This window comes from Acinetobacter lwoffii (genome assembly GCF_024129855.1).
Taxonomy (GTDB): Bacteria; Pseudomonadota; Gammaproteobacteria; order Pseudomonadales; family Moraxellaceae; genus Acinetobacter; species Acinetobacter lwoffii_L.
The window spans coordinates 14,718-36,278 of sequence record NZ_JAMXXC010000017.1 but is presented as its reverse complement, the minus strand read 5'-3'; the positions used below and the strand labels follow the sequence as shown (position 1 = coordinate 36,278).

The following is a 21,561-nucleotide window of genomic DNA, read 5'->3' as shown; positions in this document are numbered from 1 at the left end:
AGCATGACTGAGATTGATTTCATAGTGGTCCTTTTGATTAATCGGTTATTTCTTTATGTTTGGTAGGTAATACAGGGATACTGCAAATATTGGGGCGTAAACACTGTCGTAATAACCAGTGTAGTTCTTAGGGAACCAGCCTAATAAATCCACATAAAGTTTATTGTCTGTGATGCGATAACGTAATGACCAGGCTCTCCACCCGGAACGATACTGACTGTTACCCCCTCTAAACTCAACAAAGCTGACACATGGCAACGAATGAGCGCTAATAAAAATACGTGAATAGTCTAAACCTAAGCCGGTTAGATCTTTAATCAAGTAGGTTTTGTTTTGTGTATTTAGCACATCAATTTTTTCATATACGCCACCCAAATAATGCACCGTCCCCAGTGAAGCATCAAAAACCAGTTCTTCTTTTTCGTTATAGGCCAATAGGCCAGAATTTCCAAAGGGTTCGCTTAATGGGCCAAAAGACAACCAGACTATTTGCACCTGTAACGGCGCATTGGTGTGGCCAATAAATCCAGCTTTATAAAGATTGGTTGCATCATTTGATTCTTTCAGGTTGGCATAGCCATAAGGTAAATTACTTAAATCACCGACTACTCTATAGGCAATACGTGTTTTACCTGCATTTGCACTAACAGCATTTACATATTCTGAACTCTCACCGTAATAAGGTGCAAACGCCCTTAATCCGTATGTAGAATCTACCGATTGCTCGGTGAATTGATCCACGGTTGCTGTTAGACGGCGTACTGGCTGCATGACGTTAATGGTGTCTGAAATCACCATCAGGTTGTTATCGTTACTAATATTCAGGTAATTAGCCATTCACACCTCCAATTGTAATTGAAAATCCCGGATTATATATAGGCTTGCCGCTACCACTGTAATAACGATAGGTTTGCAGATAGTAATATGCGCGCTCAAAATGTGCCTGAAAAGAATTGCCCGACCCTGTGATATGCACATAAAAGGAATAATGCCCTCCAGTGGGGATAAAAAAAGGATTTTCGTAGTACATGGCAGTATTGAAATTGACCGTTAATGTGTTCGCTGTGGAATCTGTATCGGGCAATACAATCGTTTCACCAATGAAAGTAACTGGTAGGGTTGGGTGAAGTAATACACCTTCTGACATATCGGAATTAATATAGATATTCCCTGACATTAGAAAACCCCTATTTTCACTCGAACACGCCCAGCATCATCATAAACTTCAATTAGATTATCTTTGATTTCCGTCCTGGCTCCGCTGGTCTTTGTACGTAATGTTCCGATGGTTCCTGTGATTGCGCTCAGACTGGTGAATTTACCTTCAACCGCCTTTACAATATTAGCCTTCATTCGATCCGCAGCAATGTCGCCAGACGTGATTTTGTCTGCTGCAAGATTACCGATTTTTGCTGATTCAATTGAACCGTCTTTAATCAGGGCTACATCTATAATGACTTTTCCATTGTCAATGATGAAAGGCACAACCGCCTTGGCTAGATCCATACCAGGCGGTACGACATAAAACCTATGTGATCTAAATGCAATAACGCTCTGCGGTGTTCCTGCGCCGTCCTCCTCAATCGCAAGGCCAATACTTGCAATAACACCGTGACTATCTAGCTTGATTGTGCTTTGTGCCTTGATCTTGGAATCAGTTTTTAACAAATTATCTAGGGTTTGTTTGTCATCCTGGATCTGCTTAATCTGGGAATCTATATCTGATACAACTTTTTGTGCATCCGCTTTGGCTTTATTTAGCTCTGCAAGCTGTTTGTCAATTTCAGTAACATCTGCACCGGTCTGGCCTTTTTGAAGCGTTAAGGCTGCTATTTGCTTGTTAATATCACCGATAATTGTGTTTGTGCTGGCCTTCTTGAGTAGTAAGTCTGCCGTATTCTTATCAAGCCTAGATTTTGCAATCTCATGTTTAACCAGGTTCACATCACCTACGGCGCTTACTATTTCCAGACTGGTTTTCTGGCCGTCTACTACTTTTTCTAAAGCTGTAATCTTCCCGGATGCAGTACCCAATTTCTCGTCAACTACTGTCACCATATCCTCTTGAATGGTGGCAATATCCTTTTTAACATCACCAATCCCTTTATCTAAATTGGCTTGTAATGTTGTCGATGTACTAGATAGTGATCGAATTTGCTCTGCAACCAAGATTTGTTGTTGTTGATAATCTGCTTGCGACTGGTTGAATGATGCTGTTAGTTGGTCTGTTCTCTGTGATACAGCTAAATCACCCTCTGCAATTGCACTCCATATACTAAAGCCACCAGCATAGGAATCGCTGCCAGCATATTCTTCTGTTGATCCAGCAAATCCAGTGTTATAGCTTGCTTCAATCTTGGTAACAGATTCCGCTGCTGCTAAGAACTTGTCTGTGTAGGTTTCATCATATCTGTCTATGGCTGCCTTGGCCCCACCAGCAAGCTCGAAAGAGTCATCTGCTCTTTTTTGTGCATCATCGGCGGCCTTTTTCGCTGCATCTGCCAGCGTTTTAGCCTTTACCGATATTTGATTGGCTAGTGTTGCTCTGGCGGCATAATGATTAGAAAAATTAGTTTGAAAGGTGGATCTAACGATATTGCTAGTGACAGTCGTATCAGATAACAACGGCGTGACATAGGTATTTAAAGCGGTATAGGTTGGCGTATAAGTGGTTAGAGCTAGATCATAACTGGTGGCCTGTTTAGTTAGCTCCGTATGGGTTTTAGTGATTTCATCCCAGACAAGTTTTAGTTGCTGCTTTTCAATTGGCGTTAGCTTTCCATCTGCTGCAATATCACTTAGCTTGTCTGTTGCATCGTCTGCAACCTTTCTTGCATCATCGGCGGCCTTCTTTGCATTACTCGCTGCCACTCCTGCACTATCTGCTGCGTTTTGTGCATCAACCGCTGCTTGCTTTGCATCATCAGACAATGTTTTCGCTTTAGTGGCGATTGAACTACCTAATACAGCTCTGGCTTCATAATGATTGGCAAAGTTAGATTGAAAAGTGGATCTGACTACGTTACTGGTCGCTGTCATATCAGATAATAATGGCGTGACATAAGTGCTTAAAGTGTTGTAAGTGGGTAGATATGCCGTGGTGCTGACTGAATAACTCGCCGCTCGTTTTATAAGTTCAGTATGAGTTTTAGCAACTTCATCCCAGACTAATTTTAATTGTTGCTTTTCAAGTGGTGTCAGTTTTCCATCAGAAGAAATGTCATTTAGTTTATCTGTTGCTTCATCTGCAACCTGTCTTGCATCGTCTGCTCTTTTTTTCGCATCGTCTGCTGTTTCTTTGGCTCCATCTGCTGCTTGCCTTGCATTATCGGCTGCAAGTTGTGCATCGTCTGCTGCATCCTTGGCTAGTTTTGTACCAGACACCAAATTCGTATAAGTAATAGATTGGGTAAACGTATCATCAGCATAGGTTCTTTTTAGCTCATTAATCTGTGAAGTCGTTTCACCATTAATATCACTCTTTAGGGTTTCAAAAAGGCTGGATGTGGCTAAAAACCCCTTTTCATCAACTATCGCTTCTTTTAATTGATCAATTCCAGCCGTAAACGCTGTATTGAAGTTTGCGCCGTCTGGAATGCCGACCATCTTCGCAGATAGGCCATTAAACTCTAAAGCATAGGCTGAATCTTTATCTGCAATAACCTGTTCAATTCTGGTTACATCAGCATTCACCCTGTTATTGATATTAACGAATAGCTGCTCTGTTAATTCCGCTTGTGCTAAGTCACCCTCTATTCGTGCGCTGGTTTCTGTCCATTTACCTACCTGAATACCATCATCACCAGCATATCCTTGTTCGCTTCCTGCCCAGCTTGGCGTAGTGTCCAGAATAAAAGATTCTACTCGCTGACCAGTAATCCGGTTCGCTTCTGCGGCAACATCAACTGCATCTTGGACCAATGCTCTGTATGTCGTATCGTTCGCTGAAATTGACGCTTCAATGGTTTCGGTTTTTTCAGTTCTAGCCAGTGTTTCGGTGGCAATCGCCTGTTTAACCTCCCCAATCGCAGACCATGATGCAGCCGGTGAAGGGCGACCAAAGGCGAACCAGTCTAGTGAATAGTAGTTTGAACCATCTTGAAGTTGTGCCAGTTTTAATTTTACCTGGCTAATATCATCTACCCACTCAGCATTAAAATTGACTGTGCCAATACCAGACAAAGCATCCCAAGTCGGTTCTGGGATAGAAAGCGTTTTATTGTTATAAACAAGCTCCCCGATCCAGACTGGATTCCCGACTTTCTTGATCCTAAATCGCACATAGGAATAAGCCGATCCTGCAAAGGCTTCAACCACTGGCGATATTAAGACTGTATTTGCACCATTCAAATAGGGCTTGATCCAGCCATTTGATACGGTTGGCGCACCGCCTTGGCTTGTCCACCCCTCGGCACTCCATACGGCGCTAGTGGTTTCGGTTTCTTCGGCTTCAATGGTGTCGAAGAAGTAAATAAAAAGTGTATCGAATTGCTCACCCACTCCGGCACTGACCAAAGTTACCTCTTGAGCAATACTTTCAATTTTGGATGTAAATGTTTTTTCAAGCCTTCCGACCAAAGCGGTATTGTCATCAGTCTTGCTGGCAACGCCGTCTACACGCTGGGATAACCCCTCTCTACTCAATATCTCTTGGGCTAGGTCTTGGCTAATGTCCCTGATATTTTGTGCGGAATCATCAGCCTTTTGCTGAATCTCCCCCCTTAACATATCGGCTTGTGCTTTGAGTGCTGATACCCTATCTTGGCTCTCTGCTGAGATTGCATTGAGTACGCTCAATCGCTCTGCAACAATTTGCTTCTCAATCTCAATCTTGGCTGCTGCTTCGGTATAGATTGAATCAATCTTGCTTCTTAATGCTTGATCGAATTGTGAAGCATTAATCTGGCCTGTTAGTTGTTCCAGCAAGTATGCAATATCAATACTGGTTTCAGCATATACGGACGGCGCAAGCTCCCCTTCAACATCATACTTACTGATTGTTCGCACCCAGTAATATGCTTTTATCCCATTCCCTACATAGTCGGTGTACACATCACCCAAAGTTGAGCCAATTTGTATCGCGGTTCCAAAGTCATCCACCTCGGATCGGTAAACGGCGTTGTGTCCGAAAAGCTTACTTGGTGGTGTTTCCCAGTCTACCGTGACAGAACTATATGCACCGTTGGCTTCAAGGTTTAATACTGCCTTGGGTACGGTTGGGCTGTAGTCTGGGTCTTTGGGTATGAGTGATTCCAGATTTCCGTTATTTATAGTGGCTAAACCAATGTCCACTAAATCACCCTTGGTGACAGCTTTTTTTACAACCGCCTGGACTGCTGAATCAATGCTTTTAATCCAGGTCTGTAGTGTTGCATCTTCTACTGCTGGAATAGCTGCCGTGGTTGTCTTGGTTTTTTTAAGGACCCTGGAAAGCTGCCGGTTATTTTTAATCTTGTTTAAAAGGCTCATTTGCTTAACTCCAGCATAGAATTGGCTAAAGTGATTTCCCTCACTGGTGATGTGGCTATAATCTCGAATTGCCAGTCATAGCGGTTTGAGTGGTTCGGTAGTCTAAAAGGCCGTCTGTCTGTGAGTTTTCGCGTATAAAGCAATGCGCCGTCTGCATAGATATTCATATTGATATTGCTGTAATCATCGGCAATGACTTTGCAAGCCAGCATTCGTGTACCATCATTGCCCACATCAAACAATTTACTGCGCCAGGTATATGGCTTTTTAGCTGCTGCGGTATCGTCAAATTTATAAACGGTTAGATCATCGGCTAAGAAAAATAATTCTTCTGTCTGCTGGTGTCTGGTGACTGACTTAAACCACACATCTAGTTCAATCAGGCCGAAATCGACCTGTAATGGATCAAACAAGTACGCGCCTTTCTTTACACCATTGTTATAGAAAAACAGGTATTTTCCCCGGTGTTCAACGGCGTGAATGCTCTCAGGATTTAATGCAGTCCATGTGTCCTTATCAAAGAATGAATCACTGACAAGTTTTGCTGTTGATCCATAAGCCATGACGATACCGTTAGGGCTGGCATAGCATACACACTTCGCCATACTCACTAGGGATCGCTTGGAAATACATGCTTCATTCAGGGGCAATTCATTAATTGTGGTCGATGCTGGATCTATCCCTGAGATGAGATACGGCGTACCAGTGGTCGCACATAAGATGTAGTTTTCATAATGGCCCATTGCAACAATGTCATATTGCATGGTTAGCTCATAATCACGCGGCCATGCGTATGGGTGATAGGGTTGGGAAAAACAAGCTATCTTGCCTGTAAAGGCATAATTTACGCCGTTTGGCGTAACATTAAGGCCCTGCATACCTGTTCTTGGTTCATCCCAGTTTATTGTTGGTAAAGGGTCGCTGGTATTTACATCGCTACCGTCTAGGTTATCTACAAACTGAGTGACTGCTGCGGCCACTTGTCCCACAAAGTAAAGGTCGGCATTGCCGTTTGAATCAGTCACGGATCTATAAATGCGCTTGAACTTGATTAATCGGCCCTGTGAAGCTGTGGTATCCATAAATAGATTCGTGACTGTGGCCGAACTTTTATCGTGTGGTATATACACCATTGCGCTGGCTGGGCTGGGTGCTGATTCTTCACCGGTTTCAGATACATAGGTATATACATAGATCCGGGCTTCATCTGACAGTTCTTCGAGTTCTTCTTCTGTATATGTTGTACTGGTGCTGCTAATGGTTGGGCCTTGTGTTGGTGCTGGAATACCTACGCGATACCACGCCACCGGGTTGTAATTCACGCCACTGGTTAGGCTTGGGGTATATGAATAAAGTAAGTGGCCGTTATCTCGACTATCACCCGACCAATAGACACGGCGGTATTGATCATCCGCAATGGGTGAATAACACAAATCAACATAATCCTTAAACTGAAAAAATCCCTCTTTATCTGGGAACTTATAAAAAGCAATCGACTTGGTTTCAGATCCAATATTATTTAATTTTTGTTTGATCGGCAGATCATAGAACGGACGTAATACGCCGCTTGTCACATCAACATTGAGCGCCTTTTCTGCTGCGGTATCTTTTAATTTGGTGTTGTGAATACGTGGGAATGCTCCCAAAAAATTGGATACTTTAATTTGCATAGTGGCACCAGTGCTGACAATAAAAAACGGCGCAAGATGTGCGCCGTTGGGTTTGAAGGTTTACAAGGTTGAAGCCTGTAACCATAGTTGATCTACAGTTTCAGCATCCAATCCCATTAGTCCAGCCATAACAATTAGACTTGGGTTAGTCCGGTGGAATGTGGTTGCATCCTGCCATTCAATCATCGTGATCTGACGTTGCATTGGATCTTCAATTGAATTGATCAAGGTTTCAATATCTGCCAGATTGTAACCATTCAGCACAAGTGCCAATCTGAATTGACGGCGTGTTAAAGCTGGCATAGCCGCTAAACGCTCATTTTCTAGGATTGCTGCACTTTCACTGCTGATTGTCCATGTTCCATCCACCAATTCATGCAAGTGGCTTGGTGCCGGGTTTCCTTGGTAGTCGGTAATGGTTGGATCTGGTTGTGTTGCTTCGATTGGTTGCTGTGGTAGTTCCTGTAAACGGATAGAGATAAAGCGATTCTCTTTAATGTCTACTGGTTTATCTAGGTCTACAACAATCTTAACGCCGTCTAGCTTCTGCTCATAAGTTTTGACAGAAATATCACCATTCTCTAGGGTGTCATAAACTACGGCGTGATAGATATTGCCGTTAGCATCCTTCGGTTGTTCTACATACCAGCCCTCTTGAGCAAAGCCACTGCTGTTTTTAATTAGATAGTCACCAATACCTAGCTTTTCAAACGTAATATTTTGCAGTTTGGCTTCATCATTCAGCTCGATTTTATCTGCATACAACTCAATAATAGGCGAAGCGTTTTTAAGGAATCCGTTACTATCAACGGTTGTGTTTGCTGCTGTTCTGATTAATGCGTATGTAACTTGACGGGAGCCTACTGGAGCCGCCACGTCAGCTAAACAAACGTGAAATAACTTAGCTGCAAACGTCCCCCCTATGACAGTGTGAAGTCTGTTACCTGAGCCCCAACTGATCCCTTGTCCGTAATCTACAGTACCAGTATCACTAAAACTAACCATTTGCGTAGGTTTTAAAGTATTTGCGTCAATTTCGGCATAAGGGTTTTGTGCCGCAAGCCTTGCTGTACCACCGAACCCAAACGCCCCAACCTCCATCACATTACCAGCCTGAGTGCCTACATTTCTAGTGGCTGCTGTGCCTAAACCAAGATTAGTTCTTGCTTCTGCTGCTGTCGTTGCGCCTGTACCACCCTTACCAATAGGCAAGCTGTTAGGCAATACGCTACCATTTTCGCCATTCGCAGATCCACCTAGCGCCGTATAGATCTCTTTCAGGTTTGTATTTGTTTTTATATTTGCGGATCTATTGGTATCACCGCCGACACCAGTAGGTTGTGTACCTAAATTAATATCTTGTTTAGCCATTTTCTTGATCCAAAAAAAAGCAGCCTTAACTGGCTGCTTAGATTGATTGGTTACTGATTAAATATATTGAGGACGCACGCGCCCGGTTGTTTTTGATCGGTTTAAGCCGTCATCACGCTGGCGTTTTGCCCTTGCAATACCTTGTTCATACATCTGCATGTGAGCGCCAGCCGCATTAGGCTGGGACCATTCTCGAAAGGGCTGCATCTGTAGATAGCCAACGGCCCCAGATACTAGGCAATCAGCGAAATATTCAGCGATATAGTCCGGGTATTCATCACTTTGGCTGCTTGGCATCAGTGAAATTAGCGGCTTGATTGGCTTAGACGGCGCTTTGCTGTTGAAATTAATCAGGTTCGGAAAACCTAGATAGTAATCTGTTGATAATTCATAACGCCCTTGGCGGCCTTCGATCCCCCAGATATGAACTGCCACACTCCCCTCCGGGATCTGCATTGCATAACTGAGTATGTCTACTTCGCCCTGGATCGTTGGAACATCATGCACCCAGCTTTTAGTCTGCTGACAGAAATCACGGACAATATGCTTGAGTGCATCCATGATTGCCTGTTCCGGGCATGGCGAAACATGAATCGCCACACGTGAACTTAAATCTTCATGCTTCGCCATTTAATTAACCTCCCACACCGGTTGCGCGGTTGGTTTCCGTAATTGGTGCAGCAAAGCGGTCAACTGCCGGTTTAGCACCTAACAACGACATACCTGTATTGTAATGCTGCATTCCCTGGCCTTGGCCGCCTTCACCTGATAGCAGTTTGTACAAGAGAAATTCTTGCAATGGCTGCATATAGACCGTATCAACTGGCAACATGGTATCTAAAGAAACGATCTGTTCTGGCTGTGCTGAATATTCAATGTCCAGCTTCACCCCGGCGGTTACTGGTGGATAAACATAAAACCACTTTGGACTGCGTTCATCGAACATATATTCTTTGGCAGTGTCAGATGGTGGTTGTGAGTGCCAATCTGGTGCAATAGAATCCAGATCTGAGATATTCACTAAGCGAACGGCGCGGCCCATTGAACCATCTTCTTTCAGGTTGCGGACAACCTTTAGAAGTCTTAGGCCGTCTGCTGGTAAATCCTGACGTGTGCCTTTTTCACAAACAAATTCGTACACCTTCGCCGTTGCATCGGGACGCACTAATGACAGCATCGACAAGGCTTGGTTCAGTGCTGAGATAAGCAAAGAATCAGACCATGTGATTTTTTCAATATCGTTTAACTGTGTTGCTCTTACGCCGTCAATTAAGACTTGGCATGTGATCTGTGACATAAGCCACCCCTGTTATTAAGTGTTGTCGCTTACGTTGCGTTCTTCTTTGATACGCTCAACCAGAATTTTTCGCACAATATCCACGGCGCTTGTGGTTTTGTAGTCAAACTCAAGCTTCCAGCGCGTTGTTGCCATATCTGCCAGCTTTTGTTTCTGGTTGATTGGTGTTTCAAGAATGACTTTGGCAAAATTACCTAACCATTCGTTGCTTACATCTTCTGGATTGACTGATAGCAAGTCATTGAAGTCATTGCGTGGATCGAAGTTATCTTCTTTATTGGTTGGTGCTGGTGCTGAGTAGACCGGCTCATAATCTTCGCTTGGATCAAACTCACGATAAGCTTCTGGGATATTAACGAAACGCTCGTAATGTTCATCGTTTGGAACATTACAGACGTGTGGTGATTCTGGGTCTAATGGGTTAATTGGCAAGAAGTGATATTTCACCTTCTTTTTGTTGTGAAAGCCAAAATCGACAACGGTTCCGCCTTTACGCTGAATCGTACATTCAATAAGGTCATCTGCTTCTAGGTCAATTTTGTTTACTGGTGCTGCGGTCATGGCAATTATCCTGATCAATTATTTTGAGTGAAGAAAAGGAAAGGAGGACTAATCCTCCTTTCCTTACTTGCTGATTTTATTAATATGCAACTTGGCGGTAGCGGTAGGTCACAGTTACACCGACTTCTTGGCCTTTTGTCACAGATCCACCGTCTACAACTTCCGCCACCAGGTACAGCGTATTGTTATCACCTTTAAAGCGTACTGCATCCTTGGTCAATGCCCCTGCAATTTCACCGCCAGCGGTAGCCAGGCTAATGCCCGATGCAAGTGTTAATTTTTCTGCATCAGATTCAAGTGAATCAGCCTGAACCACATTTACAGATAGGCCAGCAATGCCGTCTGAATCCGCCGTAATACCTTGTACGGTATAACCGGCTGGGAGTTGACCTAGCACCAGTTTGTCACCAGCAACTAAGGTAACTGCGACTGCGAAAGAAACAGCACAACGATGTGACATGACCATGCCGCCATGTGAGTTAGTCGGTAGGTTGCTTAAGCCTTCGTGTGAATCTGAATTAAATTGAGCCATGTTTGACTACTCCAAAAAATGAATATGAAAAAGGCCCACCATTTACATGATGAGCCTTTAAATTTTGATTAAGCTGGTTTGGTTGCTGCTGTATCCACGGCGTAAGAGTTCACGTCTTGACCATTGAAGCGTGGACGTTTGGCGTTAAACATCATACGACCAGAAATAGCCTGTTTGTTGTCATCCACGTCTGTCTTTTTCTCGGTCCAGTCTGCGCGAAGGTTCGCGCTTGACGCATTACCGAAGGCCATAACAAGCGCTTGGCGGCCTAAGAAGTTCGCACGTGCTGTTTGTACGTTACCTGCTGCGCCGTATGTATCATCCAATACCACATGCTTATGCTTTTTGAAGTGTACGCCACGGTAGTTACCAAGGTTCTGCTTAAAGATTGGTGATTTTAAGCCTTCTGCACCAGCCGCCGCTTTCTGAATGTCTAACCAGCCAGAAGTACCAGTATCAGTACGCAAGTCATGCTCTTGGTATGGGTGTAACAGCATGATATAGGCATCTTCACCATTTTTATCCAACGGCGTTAAGCGTACTTTCTTATCAGCGTCACCGCCTTCGGTAGTGGCTTTAACGATCAGCTTGTCAATTAAGCCAAGGGTCATTTTGTCTTGCGCCGTCATTGACTCTTTAGACGTTGCAGATCCACCGTAAACAGTATGATCAGCGTCATAATCTTCAAACGTATGCGTATCTTTAATCGCATAGTCCACATTCTTCGCCAAAACAAACGGGTTAATACCACGTTTACCGGCCAAGTTCGTGAAGCACGTCTGATCGACCAACTGAGCGAACCATTCAGTAAGTTTCTGACGTGCAACGGCGCGTTGGTCGTTTACGGTGCGCTTGTTGGTCATACGTCCACCAACGTCTACACCTTTACGCACCTGGTTAATGGTGATTTCGTCTTGGTAGGCATCAAGGGATTCCAAGTTACCTTCAAGGTTGTCATCACCAAAAGTTGCACGACCTGTTAGCTGCATGTAAATATCGAAAGATACAGTATCGCCTTCCGACTTGGTTAAGTCATTCATCACCACGATTGGCGCGTTCGCCATTTCAGCACCTTTGTCGGTACGGTGTGCTGATTCAATCATGTTCTTCATTACCCACGATTTTTCAATCGTAGAGTTGAACATTGTTCCGCCAAAATGCTTTTTAGCAAGTGGTGAACCGAACGGAATGTTGTTTGCTTTTACTGCTGCACCCATGATGGTTGCTCCTGATTATGAAAAGTTAAAAAGGGTTAATACATACCGAACGTATAAGCATCGCTTTGTTCTGGCGTTAATTTGGATAAGGCTTGTTCGTATGCAACGCCTGATAATTTGCGTAAATAAGCAAATGGATCGTCTGTCGGCATTTCTTGTGCGCTCATTTGGGACAATGACGCTGGAATATTGGCCTTTTGTGTTGGCTTAGGCGGCTTCTCTTTCGCCGTCTGTGGGTTGTATGTGGTTTTGCTGAGTTCTGGTACACGGAAAGACAATTGATTGCGTACTGACTGCAATACTTGCTGGTTATTCAGTCCTTCAAATACACCTGATTGGCCCATTGATTGCAGCAAAGCATCGAACTGTTCTGCTACGTGCTGGTTATTCGCAATGACGGCGTTGGCCGGATCTTCCAGGAACCCAACTAAATCATTTCTCCATGCGTTACGGCGCGTTTCCTGGTATGCGCCAAGCTGGTTATTGGCTTCACCTTCTAGGGCTTCATGGGCCTGTTCGACCTTATCCAGTACCTTTTCATGACGGTGTAATTCACGCTCAAGCTCTAGCTTCTTAATGTCATATTTGCCCTGGCTAATTTCGCCGTCATCGTACTGTTCGGCCAATTCAGATAGTTTGCTTAACGTATCGTCAATATTGCCCTGTGCTTCTTGTACGCGCTGGGTGCTTTCTTCCAACTGGTCGTCAAAGTCTGGGGCTGGCTCCGGTTCAATTTCCGGCTCCGGTGTAGGCTCTGGATCTGGCTGTTTAGCCGGTTCTGGTTCTGTCTTTACTTCACCAGGGTTTAGCAGGTCATCAACAAAATCATCATCAAGTTCTAAATCTTCTGAATCATCCCCCGGAACAATAGCGGTTTCTTCTTCTGCTGGAACCGGTGTCAATTCATCTGAATCATCATTAAGCTCATTCAGCTTCGCCAGCTCTGCCAGTTCTTCTTGTGAATATTCAAATTCATTTAATGTATCGTCATCATTTACGTCTGACATTGGGTTGCTCCATTTTGTTTAGGCAATAAAAAAGCACCCGGTTGGGTGCTTGTTAGATTTCTAATTTTTTAAACTGGCTGCGGCGGTTGCTGCATTGGTTCATCAATCGGCTGTTCTTGCTGCTGTTGCATTTGCATCTGTTCTTGCTCTTGCTGCTGCATCATGGCCTGTTGTTGTTCCATTTGCTGCTGTTCCATCATGGCTTGCTGTTCCTCCGGTGAAGGGCCTTGCTGTTGCTCTTGCTCTGGGACCAGATTCAATAGTGAATCAATTTCCTCAAGTAACTGATCAACAACTGGTAACGCGCCGTGGCTTTGAACCGCAATGGTTCCAGCTTCAATGCCTGATTTGAGTGAATTAATCTTCTCAAATAGGGTCCGTACCTTCTGGAACTCGCCGTCAAGTACCGTTTTAGCTGCTCTGGCTTCAAGCTCTGCAATCTTGGCCGCACGTTCCTTCATTTCCAGTTCTAATACTGCTTGCTGCTGTTCTTGCTGCTGCTGCTTGGCTTGATTCTCTTGCTGCTCACGTTGCTGGCGTTCTTCTTCCGTTTCATTGGACGGCGGTAAACCAGATGCTTTACGCAAGCCTTCAATTAAGCGGTCTTTATCTGGTAGATCCTGTAACTCAATAGCTGCGGTCAACATGGCAACTGCTAGTTCTGGGTTTCCGGTATGTTGTGCAATAGCACCGGCTGAACTGAGCATTTGCTCCGACAATGCTTGGCGCATTGTGGTTCTGTAATCGCGTTCAGCTACAACAAAATCAGACTGTGTTTTGGTGATGTTGGTTTCAGGTTCAGCTTCATCGTTAATTTTAGCGAACTCAACCTTATCTTTTAGGTTGTCTGCTGTAATACGGAACTGGAAAGGCTTATCCATGAATTGCTCAATGAGCGATAGCACCAGCTCACCTTCAAGCTTGCGGCCCAAGCTGTGCATATCCGTTAATACAGTGGAGATAACTGTGCCTTGTTCCTGTCTGGCCTGAATCGCAATGCCAGAAGTCGCATTGGTATCCATCCCCCGGTTTTCACCAGTAACGCCGCTGATCTGGCGAATGTAGGCTGAGTTCTGCTCACCAACATTAAGTTGCTGGTTGGCTCGGTCTGAACCTTCCTGAATCTCCAGCTTTGAACCAGGCTTATATTCAACGATAGCGTCCCAGCGTGCTACTTCTTCGGCTAAGGCGTTTTTATCCTCGACTGCACCCTGCTCCATCACGACACGTACACTTGAAAGCATGTGTAATGCCTTGTTCCGGCGTATGTTTAAATCGGATTGCGGATCTTTGATGGAGCGAATAACGCCGTATGGTGTGCCTTCCCGGTCTTTTAAATACGCATAACGGCGCACAAATGGGAAACGGTTGTGCTTGTAGGGTGACTTCTGGCGATATAGCACCGTATCATCCGTGTACATAGCACAGTACATTTGCTGACGTGTCACTTCTGCGACATTAAAACCATAGTGTGCAATTAGGACGGCGTGATCTTCGTTCTTTTCATCATAAGGCTGATTGTTAAAGGAGCCTTCACCACGTAACAGCTTGACCTTTTCAGTCTGCTTGTACCACATCTCATAGACTTTAACGCCGTCACGGTCCCCAGCACTCTGCATAAAGTTCATGGTTCCAGATCTTAAATGACGTTCGCTGTCCGATGGATCAGCACCGTTTAAGCCTTCATCTAGCAATTCCTGTTCTAAGACTTCCATATCCCCACTGAGATTGACCAGCTCGGATTCTTTCTCTGGAAAATGTTTAACCAGGGATTGAAGGTCAATGATTTTGATACGCCAGATATACTGCATATCGGTCATATCACGTCTGCGGCTTTTGGAATCTGCAACCATATAGCGCCAGTGTTCATGCTGGATTGTGATTTGATGATCGCCGTCCTGATTGGGTAGGTACTCCACCGCAATCCATCCCTCGCCACCTTTGGTCATATCGCTATATGCTTCGGAACGATGCCAACGTGCGTTATTAATATCGTCAATGTACTTGGCCAGCTTTGTCTTGTGAATACTCGGCTCTGAATCATCCTCAGTACGTGGCAGAATGGCCCAGTCGGTACGCACACGGCGTTCACCGCCCAAAAGCCAGTCTACAGTAGGTTTAATTTCATTAAACACACGTGGGGTTTGGTTACGGCGTTCATATTCAGCCAGTTCTTCTTCGGTGTGCTGGTCGCCGTCATAGAAAGCCATGTCATTGGCTCTCTTGGTCCGTGAATCAGATTGAATATCCAATTCGCGCTGGTATAAGCCATGCGCCCATGCCAAAAACTGCCCATCTTCACTATCAATGAAGTCCTGATCAAGCTCACCTGATCGTTCTGAATCTAAAATTGCCATTTATCGAGCATCCAAAATAACTTTATCGTTCACTCTGATTAATGCTTGCGACTGCTCAAGTATCTTTTGTTCCTTCTTCCAAAGTCGCATCTGGTCCTCTGGTGGGTGCAATACAAGCTCGTCTGTGTGATCAAGCAATAGATCGGCCATACGATGCAGATTATCTTTATCGGCAGATCCAAAAAGTTTAACTGTTGCATCATGGGCCATTTGAATCAGCTCTGGTGTATCCAATACGGCGTGCATGTTTTGTCTAAGGATGATGTGCATTCGACCTAGACCGAAAGAACGGCGCATGATAAGCAAGGCTGCATCATCGACTGGTTCCTTGCCATTTTCACGGATAACCACGTTCACGACTGCTGCGCGTACACCGAACTTATCTCTAACATTGAGTTCTTTTAAAATGCCGTATTCGATATTTATCACAGCCTGTTACTCCGTCTTTCTCTCTTGGTTTTCACTGGTTCAGTGATTGCAAATCTAATCATCATCACGCCGTAACGCATGGCATCAATAAAGTCGTCATTGATCTTGACGATCTTGCCGTCCTTACGGTGATAGATGCGTTTTTCATCCAATAAGCGCGTACAAGTTTTGAATATCTTGAACTGGCCTTTCTGCATGTACTGCAAAATCAAGCTGATTGACGCTTCAACTGAGTTTGATCCATCTGGCAATGTGGCTTTCTCATGCAGCATGTTTAGCTTGGTTGCTAAATACTGCTCTTTGATTGGCTCACCGCCGCCTTTCTCAGTGTTCACGCCGTCATGTGGCCATGCGACTGGGGCAAAGTCACACAATCCACGGATATTCGGCGCATGTTCCACCGGTGTCTTACGTGAAGCACCATATTCAGCCACGGCGTAAATCGTATCTGTATCCCGATCCCAAGCAAGGTTGACTGCTGCCGTTGGGTGATCCCATCCAAAGTCCATGCCGGTAATGCGCGGCCAGTGCTTAGGAATATCGAACGGATCGACCATAATGTCCTCATCTGGGACGGGGTAGATCGAACCGGAACCGCTGATCGGTACACCTTTAGAACGTGCATCGTGTTCGTGTATCGGGAACTCAGCCAGTAATTCTTTCTTGGTTTTCTCAGTTAAATGGGGTGCATCATCCCATCCAGCCTGAACCATGATCGTTGTGCCGTTCTTGGCCTTCTCCATGAAGTCCAGAATCATGGCTGTTAAGCCTTCCAACGGCGTAAAGGTGATTAGAACGATACCGTCTGTTGTTGCGGTACGTGTTAAACACTCTGTATATACGTCTTGTGGCGGTTCCTCATCCAGATGAATAAGGTGCTGCGCTGTACCCTCAAACGATCCACGGCCCTGTTGATACGATTTAAGGCCCAGCTTTGACCATCCGCCGTCCTTATGACGGATCAGGATCGTATCTGCTAGATCCTGTACACCTTGCCGCCAGGTAATCTTTCCGATTAAGTGCTTCGGGATTAAGCCTGTACCATCGAAAGTCTTTTTGCCTTTCTCATAGGTCACGTTACCCAGCAATTCAAGCTGGATAATGTCACGTGTGGTTTCGTTGGTCTTACCAGCGACCCATGCCCGGATCGGCTCATGAAAGACTTTGCCTTCCCACCACTCAGGATAAAGGCCAGATAAATGGTAAACGTCCTCGGTACACCCAGTAATGGTTTTACCTACCCGGTTTCCGGCCATAAATAAGCGCGAACGTACCTCTGCACCAGCCTTAAAGAAGGCCATGTGCTTGTGATACAACTCGCGCCGTAATGGTCCCTCATCCGGGAAAAACTGAAACAGTTTGCTATTGGCTCTGGTTTCCAGCTCTTTTAAGAGATTCTTTAACTTCTTCTTTTGCTCCCTGGTCATTTCTGCCAGTAGCTTATATCTCGAATCCGCCGATAAGCTCTTGAATTTCTCTATCCAGCTCTGTGTCTGTGAGCTTATCGTCTGCATCATCAGTCTTATTACCTGTTACTTCAATGATCTTGATCTCTGCCTTGGTTTTCTTCGAGCTAAGGATCTGCTGCTCAAGTCGTGCAATGAGTGAAGTCAAACGGACAAATTCACCCTGAAAGTCACGCCGTTGAAAGGTTCTCTTGCGCTCAAAAATGTCTGATTCCTTGGCTGGATCTCCTTCATCAAATAAGTGTTCTTCATCGCCGTCTGGGTTGTATTCTTCCCCGGCTTGTTTGGCTGATCTGACTAGCATTTTGAGAAAGTCTTTTTTCTTATTGTCCTTCTCTTTTTCTTCCTCGGTTTGGACAATGGTTTTTTCTTCAACCTTATCCAAATACGGTGTATCACCGGCTTTCTGCTGTTCCTGTAACAGCCTGAATAGCTGCAATCGAGCGATAGCTAGTTCATTCTCGACTGAGCCTTGCATCTCCTTTGCTGCATCCATCTCCGCATCTGAAAATAATTTGGAGTAGATGCCATGCTTTTGAGCATTTTTATTACCTTTTGGCGCACCTTTGGACGCGCCGCCATGTAATCGACATTTGCCAGTACCAAGATGATCAGTCCCCTGACCTGCCTGATACTGACATTTGCCGCCGGTTTTGGTTTTCGCACCGCATTTTTTCATCTGTTGTGCTACTCACCACTGTAAAAAAGACCGCAACAAACAGTTAATGAGCAATTGCCCACGGTCAAACTAGACTTAAGCTTCATTCGTACTGACTTGGCCGTTGCTATTCAGCAAAGGTAGGTCGTAACGTGAAGCCCAAGGTAAATTCTGAGTACCGCACCAGCGATAAGCCAGTACACGTCCTACGGCGAACGGTTTGATATTGACTGCATCAGATTGATTGCCGCCCAATACCATGATGTTTCCCTTCTGATCCTTGCCGACTACGATGCCAACGTGTCCACCGCCGTTGCGCGTGAATACCACGATGCAGCCATAGGCCGGTTTGTTGATTGGCTTACCAACGCTGGCCCAGTCCTTAGCTCGGTAAAACGCTTTAGGGATGTGCTGGGATAAGCCAGCCTTAGCCATGCAATAAGCAGTAAAAGCACCGCACCATGCTGTTTCATCGTCATTGATCCATTGTTTTTGATTCGTGGCCTGAAAAGCCAATTGCCACATAGCAAGAATGACGGCGTTATGTTTTGCGCCTTTAATCTCGTATGTACCAATCTTCGAGCGACCAATGCCGACCCATTCAAGTTCTGATTGTTTAGTCATTAGTGGCTCCAATGTATTTGTGATGATTCCTGTAAAAGCCGTATGTAAAACAACAAGCGGCAATAACTACGGCGATCCACGTATAAGGGGCAGAAAAAATGCCCATTAGCGAAGCTATGAGCATTGATATAAGGCCGTTGTAGGTGGAGAAGCACCGCTTGATTGGGATCATGAGTAGAAGGCCCATAATCAGGCCGACTACAATCCATGTAATTTGTAAATTACTCATGTCCTTTTCCTCCGTCTGCACCCATCCATTTGGTGATAAACGCTTTTAAGCTACGCATTGCCACCGGTAGCAGATCAAATACCAAAGCTTTAAGGCTTGGCACGACTGCTGGGGCCACAAACGACACGCCACCGACCCAAGCTGCATGTACCAGGCTTAATTCCTTCTCGTAAAAAACGATATAAACAAGCGCGGTAATGCTGCCAAAGACTGAATAAACAATCTTCGCTAGTGGCTTGGTTGGGGGTACGCCGTCTGGATCTGGCGTTACTGCGGATGCCAAACAACCTAAGACCATCATTACTCCGCAAAGAATGATGATTAGCTCATTTGGATATTGGCTAACTGCTGTGTGATATACGCCTTCTGCATGTGCTTTCTTAATAAAAGAAAGCACCGGAAGGCTTAACCAGACGGCTAGCCGGGTAAATAAACCGAACATTGTTGAGTACCGATTGCTATAAAAACTGTTATGTTCGGCTCGGTTGGTATTCTTAAACGGCGTTAGCGATACGATCTTTTAAGATCTGGTTGTACTGACGCATGTGGAACTGCTGACGTGTCATAAAGATCCATTGTTCATCTGTGATGAAATCAGGTTTGCGTTCAACATCTAGTGCTTTATCTAAAGCAGATAAATCCTTTTGCACTCGCTCCTGTTCCAGCTTCACACGATCCAGCCAGGTAGACGGCGCTGCTGTGTAGTTCTGCTGGAATACTTCATCCGAACATGGATAGAAGTCTTGGTCATTTTGCTTAATAACCCAGTCGCCCTGCTTTACTTCAACTTGGCCGTGTACGCCGTCCAGCAAAATTGATTCATCTAAAAAAGCAATCTTATTTCCATCTACAAAATGCGCTATGTTTGCTTGTGCTTCATCCATAGATAAAAATTCATCATCCCACTGATATTGAATAGCGGTAATTTCAACTGGGTTTTTAACGTATTTATTCATTGTTATTTCCTTAACGGTAGCGACTGCGAAGGGTTCGCTTTTGTTTTGCTGTAGCTGTAACGATATTTGCCCACACTGAGAAAAAGCAGATTGTGAAGATGAAAGCCAATACATAAGGCTTAAACTCATTAATCCATTCACCTGTGCCGCCTGACTTGGTAATTGCAAATGCAATAAAGGTGATGATGCACCACCAGATACCAGTAATAGCTGCTGCAATGGCCGCTGAAATAATCATCTTCATTGTGCAATCATCCAATCATCAGCAAATAAATCACCAGCGGATGGAATCCATCCCATAATGATCATGCCCTGTGCATTTTTAAGCGTGATACATGGTGCTACCTTGGCAGATCCGCCGTTTTGACGTGCAAATTCTGCGTTATGTGGCGACCAGAAATTGTCTGCTACAACGTCCCTGGTATCGGGGCATGAGATAGAAAGCCATTGATCTGCGCCGTTCCAGCCTTTGCGTGTAATCTTGTCACCTTGCTTAAGCAGCTCTAATGCTTTGCTGAATGATAAATACGGCGATACTTCTTTAATCCAGCCTTGTTTCAGGCCATATTCAGTCGCTACGTCTAAAGCCTTATCCTCTGCAATCAATGGATTAAAGTGCATAGCAGTAGCAACCGTATTGTCTTTTAGGAGTAATCTAACCTGGTATTCCTGCGCTGGGGCGTGGAACTCGCTTGATTTGTCTTTGATGTGCGCTCTGATCTGGCGCTTTAGTTCAATGCTCATTACTTGTCACCAGTGCTACGGCTCTGTAGCGGTGCGTACTGGTCAACTTCAAATTTCGCACTATTCTTAATTAACGTGGCTTCATTCATGGCAATAGAATTATGTTGGTTCGATAGCAATGCAATTTTCTGCTTAAAGCCGGACGCATCTACCTGGTGATCCGATGATGCCCAGTCAATGCCAGAAAAATATAATGCTGGCAAACTGTGAAGGCGCGTAATGTCTGCCGATGTATGTCCATCCCACTCAGGCGCTCGTTCCAGTTCTGCAACATTGAATGAATCCCAGAATTCCATCTTGTAGTGATAAGTGAAAGAGCCTTCTGGTGTATTGATCCCGACAATAAAGTAATTCGGGTACATGGTCCCATCATCATGCAGCTTAGATTTCCATGCGTGTGCTTGATTCTGGCGACATATCACCGCGAACAATTCCATTCTATGCACGTACAGCTCTTGAAAAGTGTGATAACCGTCCGTTAATTGGCTTGGATTCACAATATTCGGCGCACCAATAGCAGAACGGACAAAGCAGTCCTTCGCTTCAAGCATCTTTCGTAACGCCGTAGACTTCTCTGGTCCATCAGGCAATTGCTCATTAAGTAGCTGTGCAGTATGTGCCAGGACCATGCTCACGTTCTTCAACGGCGCTGGTAAATGTGCGTATGCAAAATACTGCATGATTGGATTTTCTTTATTGACTTGATCAGTAGGCATAGTTTCGACCTGTAATTATTTGCAATAAAAAAACCCGGCTAATGGGGGCCGGGTTTCCTGTTGAATGGTTCTTTTTGCGCTGAAAAATTCAACTAAACTAAACAGCTTAAAAGCGATGACTGACTAACGCTGTTAAAAATGTCCAGAATAGATCGAAATATATATAAACGGCATTTAGAAATCAAGGGGATTATTTATAATCATTTATATTTACTTATAAGTTTCCAATCATATTTATTTGAAAATTTGATCGTTTAA

At 44.6% G+C, this 21,561-nt stretch carries 21 protein-coding genes; all 21 read right to left on the bottom strand.

Annotated elements, in window-relative coordinates; genetic code table 11:
* Positions 1-45 precede the first annotated feature (45 nt).
* The 21 genes from NI465_RS12205 to NI465_RS12105 all read right to left on the bottom strand — a co-directional run bounded on the left by NI465_RS12205 (position 46) and on the right by NI465_RS12105 (position 21,303).
* Positions 46-837: a hypothetical protein gene (locus tag NI465_RS12205; RefSeq protein ID WP_253145490.1), complete on the bottom strand. Its 792-nt coding sequence runs from the start codon at positions 835-837 to the stop codon at positions 46-48.
* Entirely contained in the window at positions 830-1,177 is a 348-nt protein-coding gene (locus NI465_RS12200; RefSeq protein WP_253145488.1) for a hypothetical protein, read from the bottom strand. The genes NI465_RS12205 and NI465_RS12200 overlap by 8 nt, the downstream gene beginning before the upstream one ends.
* Positions 1,177-5,469: a phage tail tip fiber protein gene (locus NI465_RS12195; RefSeq protein ID WP_253145486.1), complete on the bottom strand. Its 4,293-nt coding sequence runs from the start codon at positions 5,467-5,469 to the stop codon at positions 1,177-1,179. The genes NI465_RS12200 and NI465_RS12195 overlap by 1 nt, the downstream gene beginning before the upstream one ends.
* Positions 5,466-7,139, bottom strand: coding sequence for a hypothetical protein (locus NI465_RS12190; protein WP_253145484.1), 1,674 nt, complete (start codon positions 7,137-7,139; stop codon positions 5,466-5,468). The genes NI465_RS12195 and NI465_RS12190 overlap by 4 nt, the downstream gene beginning before the upstream one ends.
* A 60-nt stretch (positions 7,140-7,199) precedes the next feature.
* A complete protein-coding gene (locus NI465_RS12185) occupies positions 7,200-8,510 on the bottom strand; it encodes a phage tail fiber protein (protein WP_253145482.1) in 1,311 nt (436 codons plus the stop codon).
* 57 nt (positions 8,511-8,567) lie between these two features.
* On the bottom strand, positions 8,568-9,140 hold the full coding sequence (locus NI465_RS12180; RefSeq protein WP_253145480.1) for a hypothetical protein: 573 nt from the start codon (positions 9,138-9,140) through the stop codon (positions 8,568-8,570).
* Positions 9,141-9,144: 4 nt separating this feature from the next.
* On the bottom strand, positions 9,145-9,807 hold the full coding sequence (locus NI465_RS12175) for a phage adaptor protein (protein ID WP_253145478.1): 663 nt from the start codon (positions 9,805-9,807) through the stop codon (positions 9,145-9,147).
* Positions 9,808-9,822: 15 nt separating this feature from the next.
* Positions 9,823-10,368 carry a hypothetical protein gene (locus NI465_RS12170; protein WP_253145476.1) on the bottom strand — a complete coding sequence of 182 codons (546 nt, stop codon included), beginning with the start codon at positions 10,366-10,368 and terminating at the stop codon, positions 9,823-9,825.
* Between the two features lie 79 nt (positions 10,369-10,447).
* Positions 10,448-10,900 carry a hypothetical protein gene (locus tag NI465_RS12165; RefSeq protein ID WP_253145475.1) on the bottom strand — a complete coding sequence of 151 codons (453 nt, stop codon included), beginning with the start codon at positions 10,898-10,900 and terminating at the stop codon, positions 10,448-10,450.
* Between the two features lie 68 nt (positions 10,901-10,968).
* Positions 10,969-12,117 (bottom strand): N4-gp56 family major capsid protein, encoded by a 1,149-nt coding sequence (locus NI465_RS12160; RefSeq protein ID WP_253145473.1) that lies wholly within the window; start codon positions 12,115-12,117, stop codon positions 10,969-10,971.
* Between the two features lie 35 nt (positions 12,118-12,152).
* Positions 12,153-13,124, bottom strand: a complete 972-nt coding sequence (locus NI465_RS12155; RefSeq protein ID WP_253145472.1) for a hypothetical protein — start codon at positions 13,122-13,124, stop codon at positions 12,153-12,155.
* Positions 13,125-13,192: 68 nt separating this feature from the next.
* Positions 13,193-15,481, bottom strand: coding sequence for a portal protein (locus NI465_RS12150; RefSeq protein WP_253145471.1), 2,289 nt, complete (start codon positions 15,479-15,481; stop codon positions 13,193-13,195).
* Positions 15,482-15,910, bottom strand: a complete 429-nt coding sequence (locus NI465_RS12145) for a hypothetical protein (RefSeq protein ID WP_253145470.1) — start codon at positions 15,908-15,910, stop codon at positions 15,482-15,484.
* Positions 15,907-17,337, bottom strand: coding sequence for a terminase large subunit domain-containing protein (locus NI465_RS12140; protein WP_253145469.1), 1,431 nt, complete (start codon positions 17,335-17,337; stop codon positions 15,907-15,909). Before NI465_RS12140 ends, NI465_RS12145 begins: the two co-directional genes overlap by 4 nt.
* 13 nt (positions 17,338-17,350) lie before the next feature.
* A complete protein-coding gene (locus NI465_RS12135; RefSeq protein ID WP_253145468.1) occupies positions 17,351-18,055 on the bottom strand; it encodes a hypothetical protein in 705 nt (234 codons plus the stop codon).
* Between the two features lie 75 nt (positions 18,056-18,130).
* Positions 18,131-18,658, bottom strand: coding sequence for a TIGR02594 family protein (locus NI465_RS12130; protein ID WP_253145467.1), 528 nt, complete (start codon positions 18,656-18,658; stop codon positions 18,131-18,133).
* Positions 18,659-18,879: 221 nt separating this feature from the next.
* A complete protein-coding gene (locus NI465_RS12125) occupies positions 18,880-19,329 on the bottom strand; it encodes a hypothetical protein (RefSeq protein WP_253145466.1) in 450 nt (149 codons plus the stop codon).
* Positions 19,330-19,381: 52 nt separating this feature from the next.
* The gene (locus tag NI465_RS12120) at positions 19,382-19,843 is read right to left on the bottom strand and encodes a crAss001_48 related protein (protein WP_253145465.1); all 462 of its coding nucleotides are present in this window, start codon (positions 19,841-19,843) and stop codon (positions 19,382-19,384) included.
* A gap of 10 nt (positions 19,844-19,853) precedes the next feature.
* Positions 19,854-20,087 carry a hypothetical protein gene (locus NI465_RS12115; protein WP_253145463.1) on the bottom strand — a complete coding sequence of 78 codons (234 nt, stop codon included), beginning with the start codon at positions 20,085-20,087 and terminating at the stop codon, positions 19,854-19,856.
* Complete coding sequence (locus tag NI465_RS12110; protein WP_253145462.1) at positions 20,084-20,587, bottom strand: DUF2829 domain-containing protein; 504 nt, start codon at positions 20,585-20,587, stop codon at positions 20,084-20,086. The genes NI465_RS12115 and NI465_RS12110 overlap by 4 nt, the downstream gene beginning before the upstream one ends.
* On the bottom strand, positions 20,587-21,303 hold the full coding sequence (locus NI465_RS12105) for a WDGH domain-containing protein (protein WP_253145460.1): 717 nt from the start codon (positions 21,301-21,303) through the stop codon (positions 20,587-20,589). Before NI465_RS12105 ends, NI465_RS12110 begins: the two co-directional genes overlap by 1 nt.
* Positions 21,304-21,561 lie beyond the last annotated feature (258 nt).

Bases quoted from the DNA above. Each gene is read 5' to 3' on its own strand.
- NI465_RS12140 (WP_253145469.1), bottom strand. From the start codon at position 17,337: ATGACCAGGGAGCAAAAGAAGAAGTTAAAGAATCTCTTAAAAGAGCTG.
- NI465_RS12150 (WP_253145471.1), bottom strand. From the start codon at position 15,481: ATGGCAATTTTAGATTCAGAACGATCAGGTGAGCTTGATCAGGACTTC.
- NI465_RS12205 (WP_253145490.1), bottom strand. From the start codon at position 837: ATGGCTAATTACCTGAATATTAGTAACGATAACAACCTGATGGTGATT.
- NI465_RS12120 (WP_253145465.1), bottom strand. From the start codon at position 19,843: ATGAATAAATACGTTAAAAACCCAGTTGAAATTACCGCTATTCAATAT.
- NI465_RS12165 (WP_253145475.1), bottom strand. From the start codon at position 10,900: ATGGCTCAATTTAATTCAGATTCACACGAAGGCTTAAGCAACCTACCG.
- NI465_RS12185 (WP_253145482.1), bottom strand. From the start codon at position 8,510: ATGGCTAAACAAGATATTAATTTAGGTACACAACCTACTGGTGTCGGC.
- NI465_RS12130 (WP_253145467.1), bottom strand. From the start codon at position 18,658: ATGACTAAACAATCAGAACTTGAATGGGTCGGCATTGGTCGCTCGAAG.
- NI465_RS12175 (WP_253145478.1), bottom strand. From the start codon at position 9,807: ATGTCACAGATCACATGCCAAGTCTTAATTGACGGCGTAAGAGCAACA.
- NI465_RS12195 (WP_253145486.1), bottom strand. From the start codon at position 5,469: ATGAGCCTTTTAAACAAGATTAAAAATAACCGGCAGCTTTCCAGGGTC.
- NI465_RS12160 (WP_253145473.1), bottom strand. From the start codon at position 12,117: ATGGGTGCAGCAGTAAAAGCAAACAACATTCCGTTCGGTTCACCACTT.
- NI465_RS12125 (WP_253145466.1), bottom strand. From the start codon at position 19,329: ATGTTCGGTTTATTTACCCGGCTAGCCGTCTGGTTAAGCCTTCCGGTG.
- NI465_RS12180 (WP_253145480.1), bottom strand. From the start codon at position 9,140: ATGGCGAAGCATGAAGATTTAAGTTCACGTGTGGCGATTCATGTTTCG.
- NI465_RS12110 (WP_253145462.1), bottom strand. From the start codon at position 20,587: ATGAGCATTGAACTAAAGCGCCAGATCAGAGCGCACATCAAAGACAAA.
- NI465_RS12135 (WP_253145468.1), bottom strand. From the start codon at position 18,055: ATGAAAAAATGCGGTGCGAAAACCAAAACCGGCGGCAAATGTCAGTAT.
- NI465_RS12115 (WP_253145463.1), bottom strand. From the start codon at position 20,087: ATGAAGATGATTATTTCAGCGGCCATTGCAGCAGCTATTACTGGTATC.
- NI465_RS12170 (WP_253145476.1), bottom strand. From the start codon at position 10,368: ATGACCGCAGCACCAGTAAACAAAATTGACCTAGAAGCAGATGACCTT.
- NI465_RS12190 (WP_253145484.1), bottom strand. From the start codon at position 7,139: ATGCAAATTAAAGTATCCAATTTTTTGGGAGCATTCCCACGTATTCAC.
- NI465_RS12155 (WP_253145472.1), bottom strand. From the start codon at position 13,124: ATGTCAGACGTAAATGATGACGATACATTAAATGAATTTGAATATTCA.
- NI465_RS12105 (WP_253145460.1), bottom strand. From the start codon at position 21,303: ATGCCTACTGATCAAGTCAATAAAGAAAATCCAATCATGCAGTATTTT.
- NI465_RS12200 (WP_253145488.1), bottom strand. From the start codon at position 1,177: ATGTCAGGGAATATCTATATTAATTCCGATATGTCAGAAGGTGTATTA.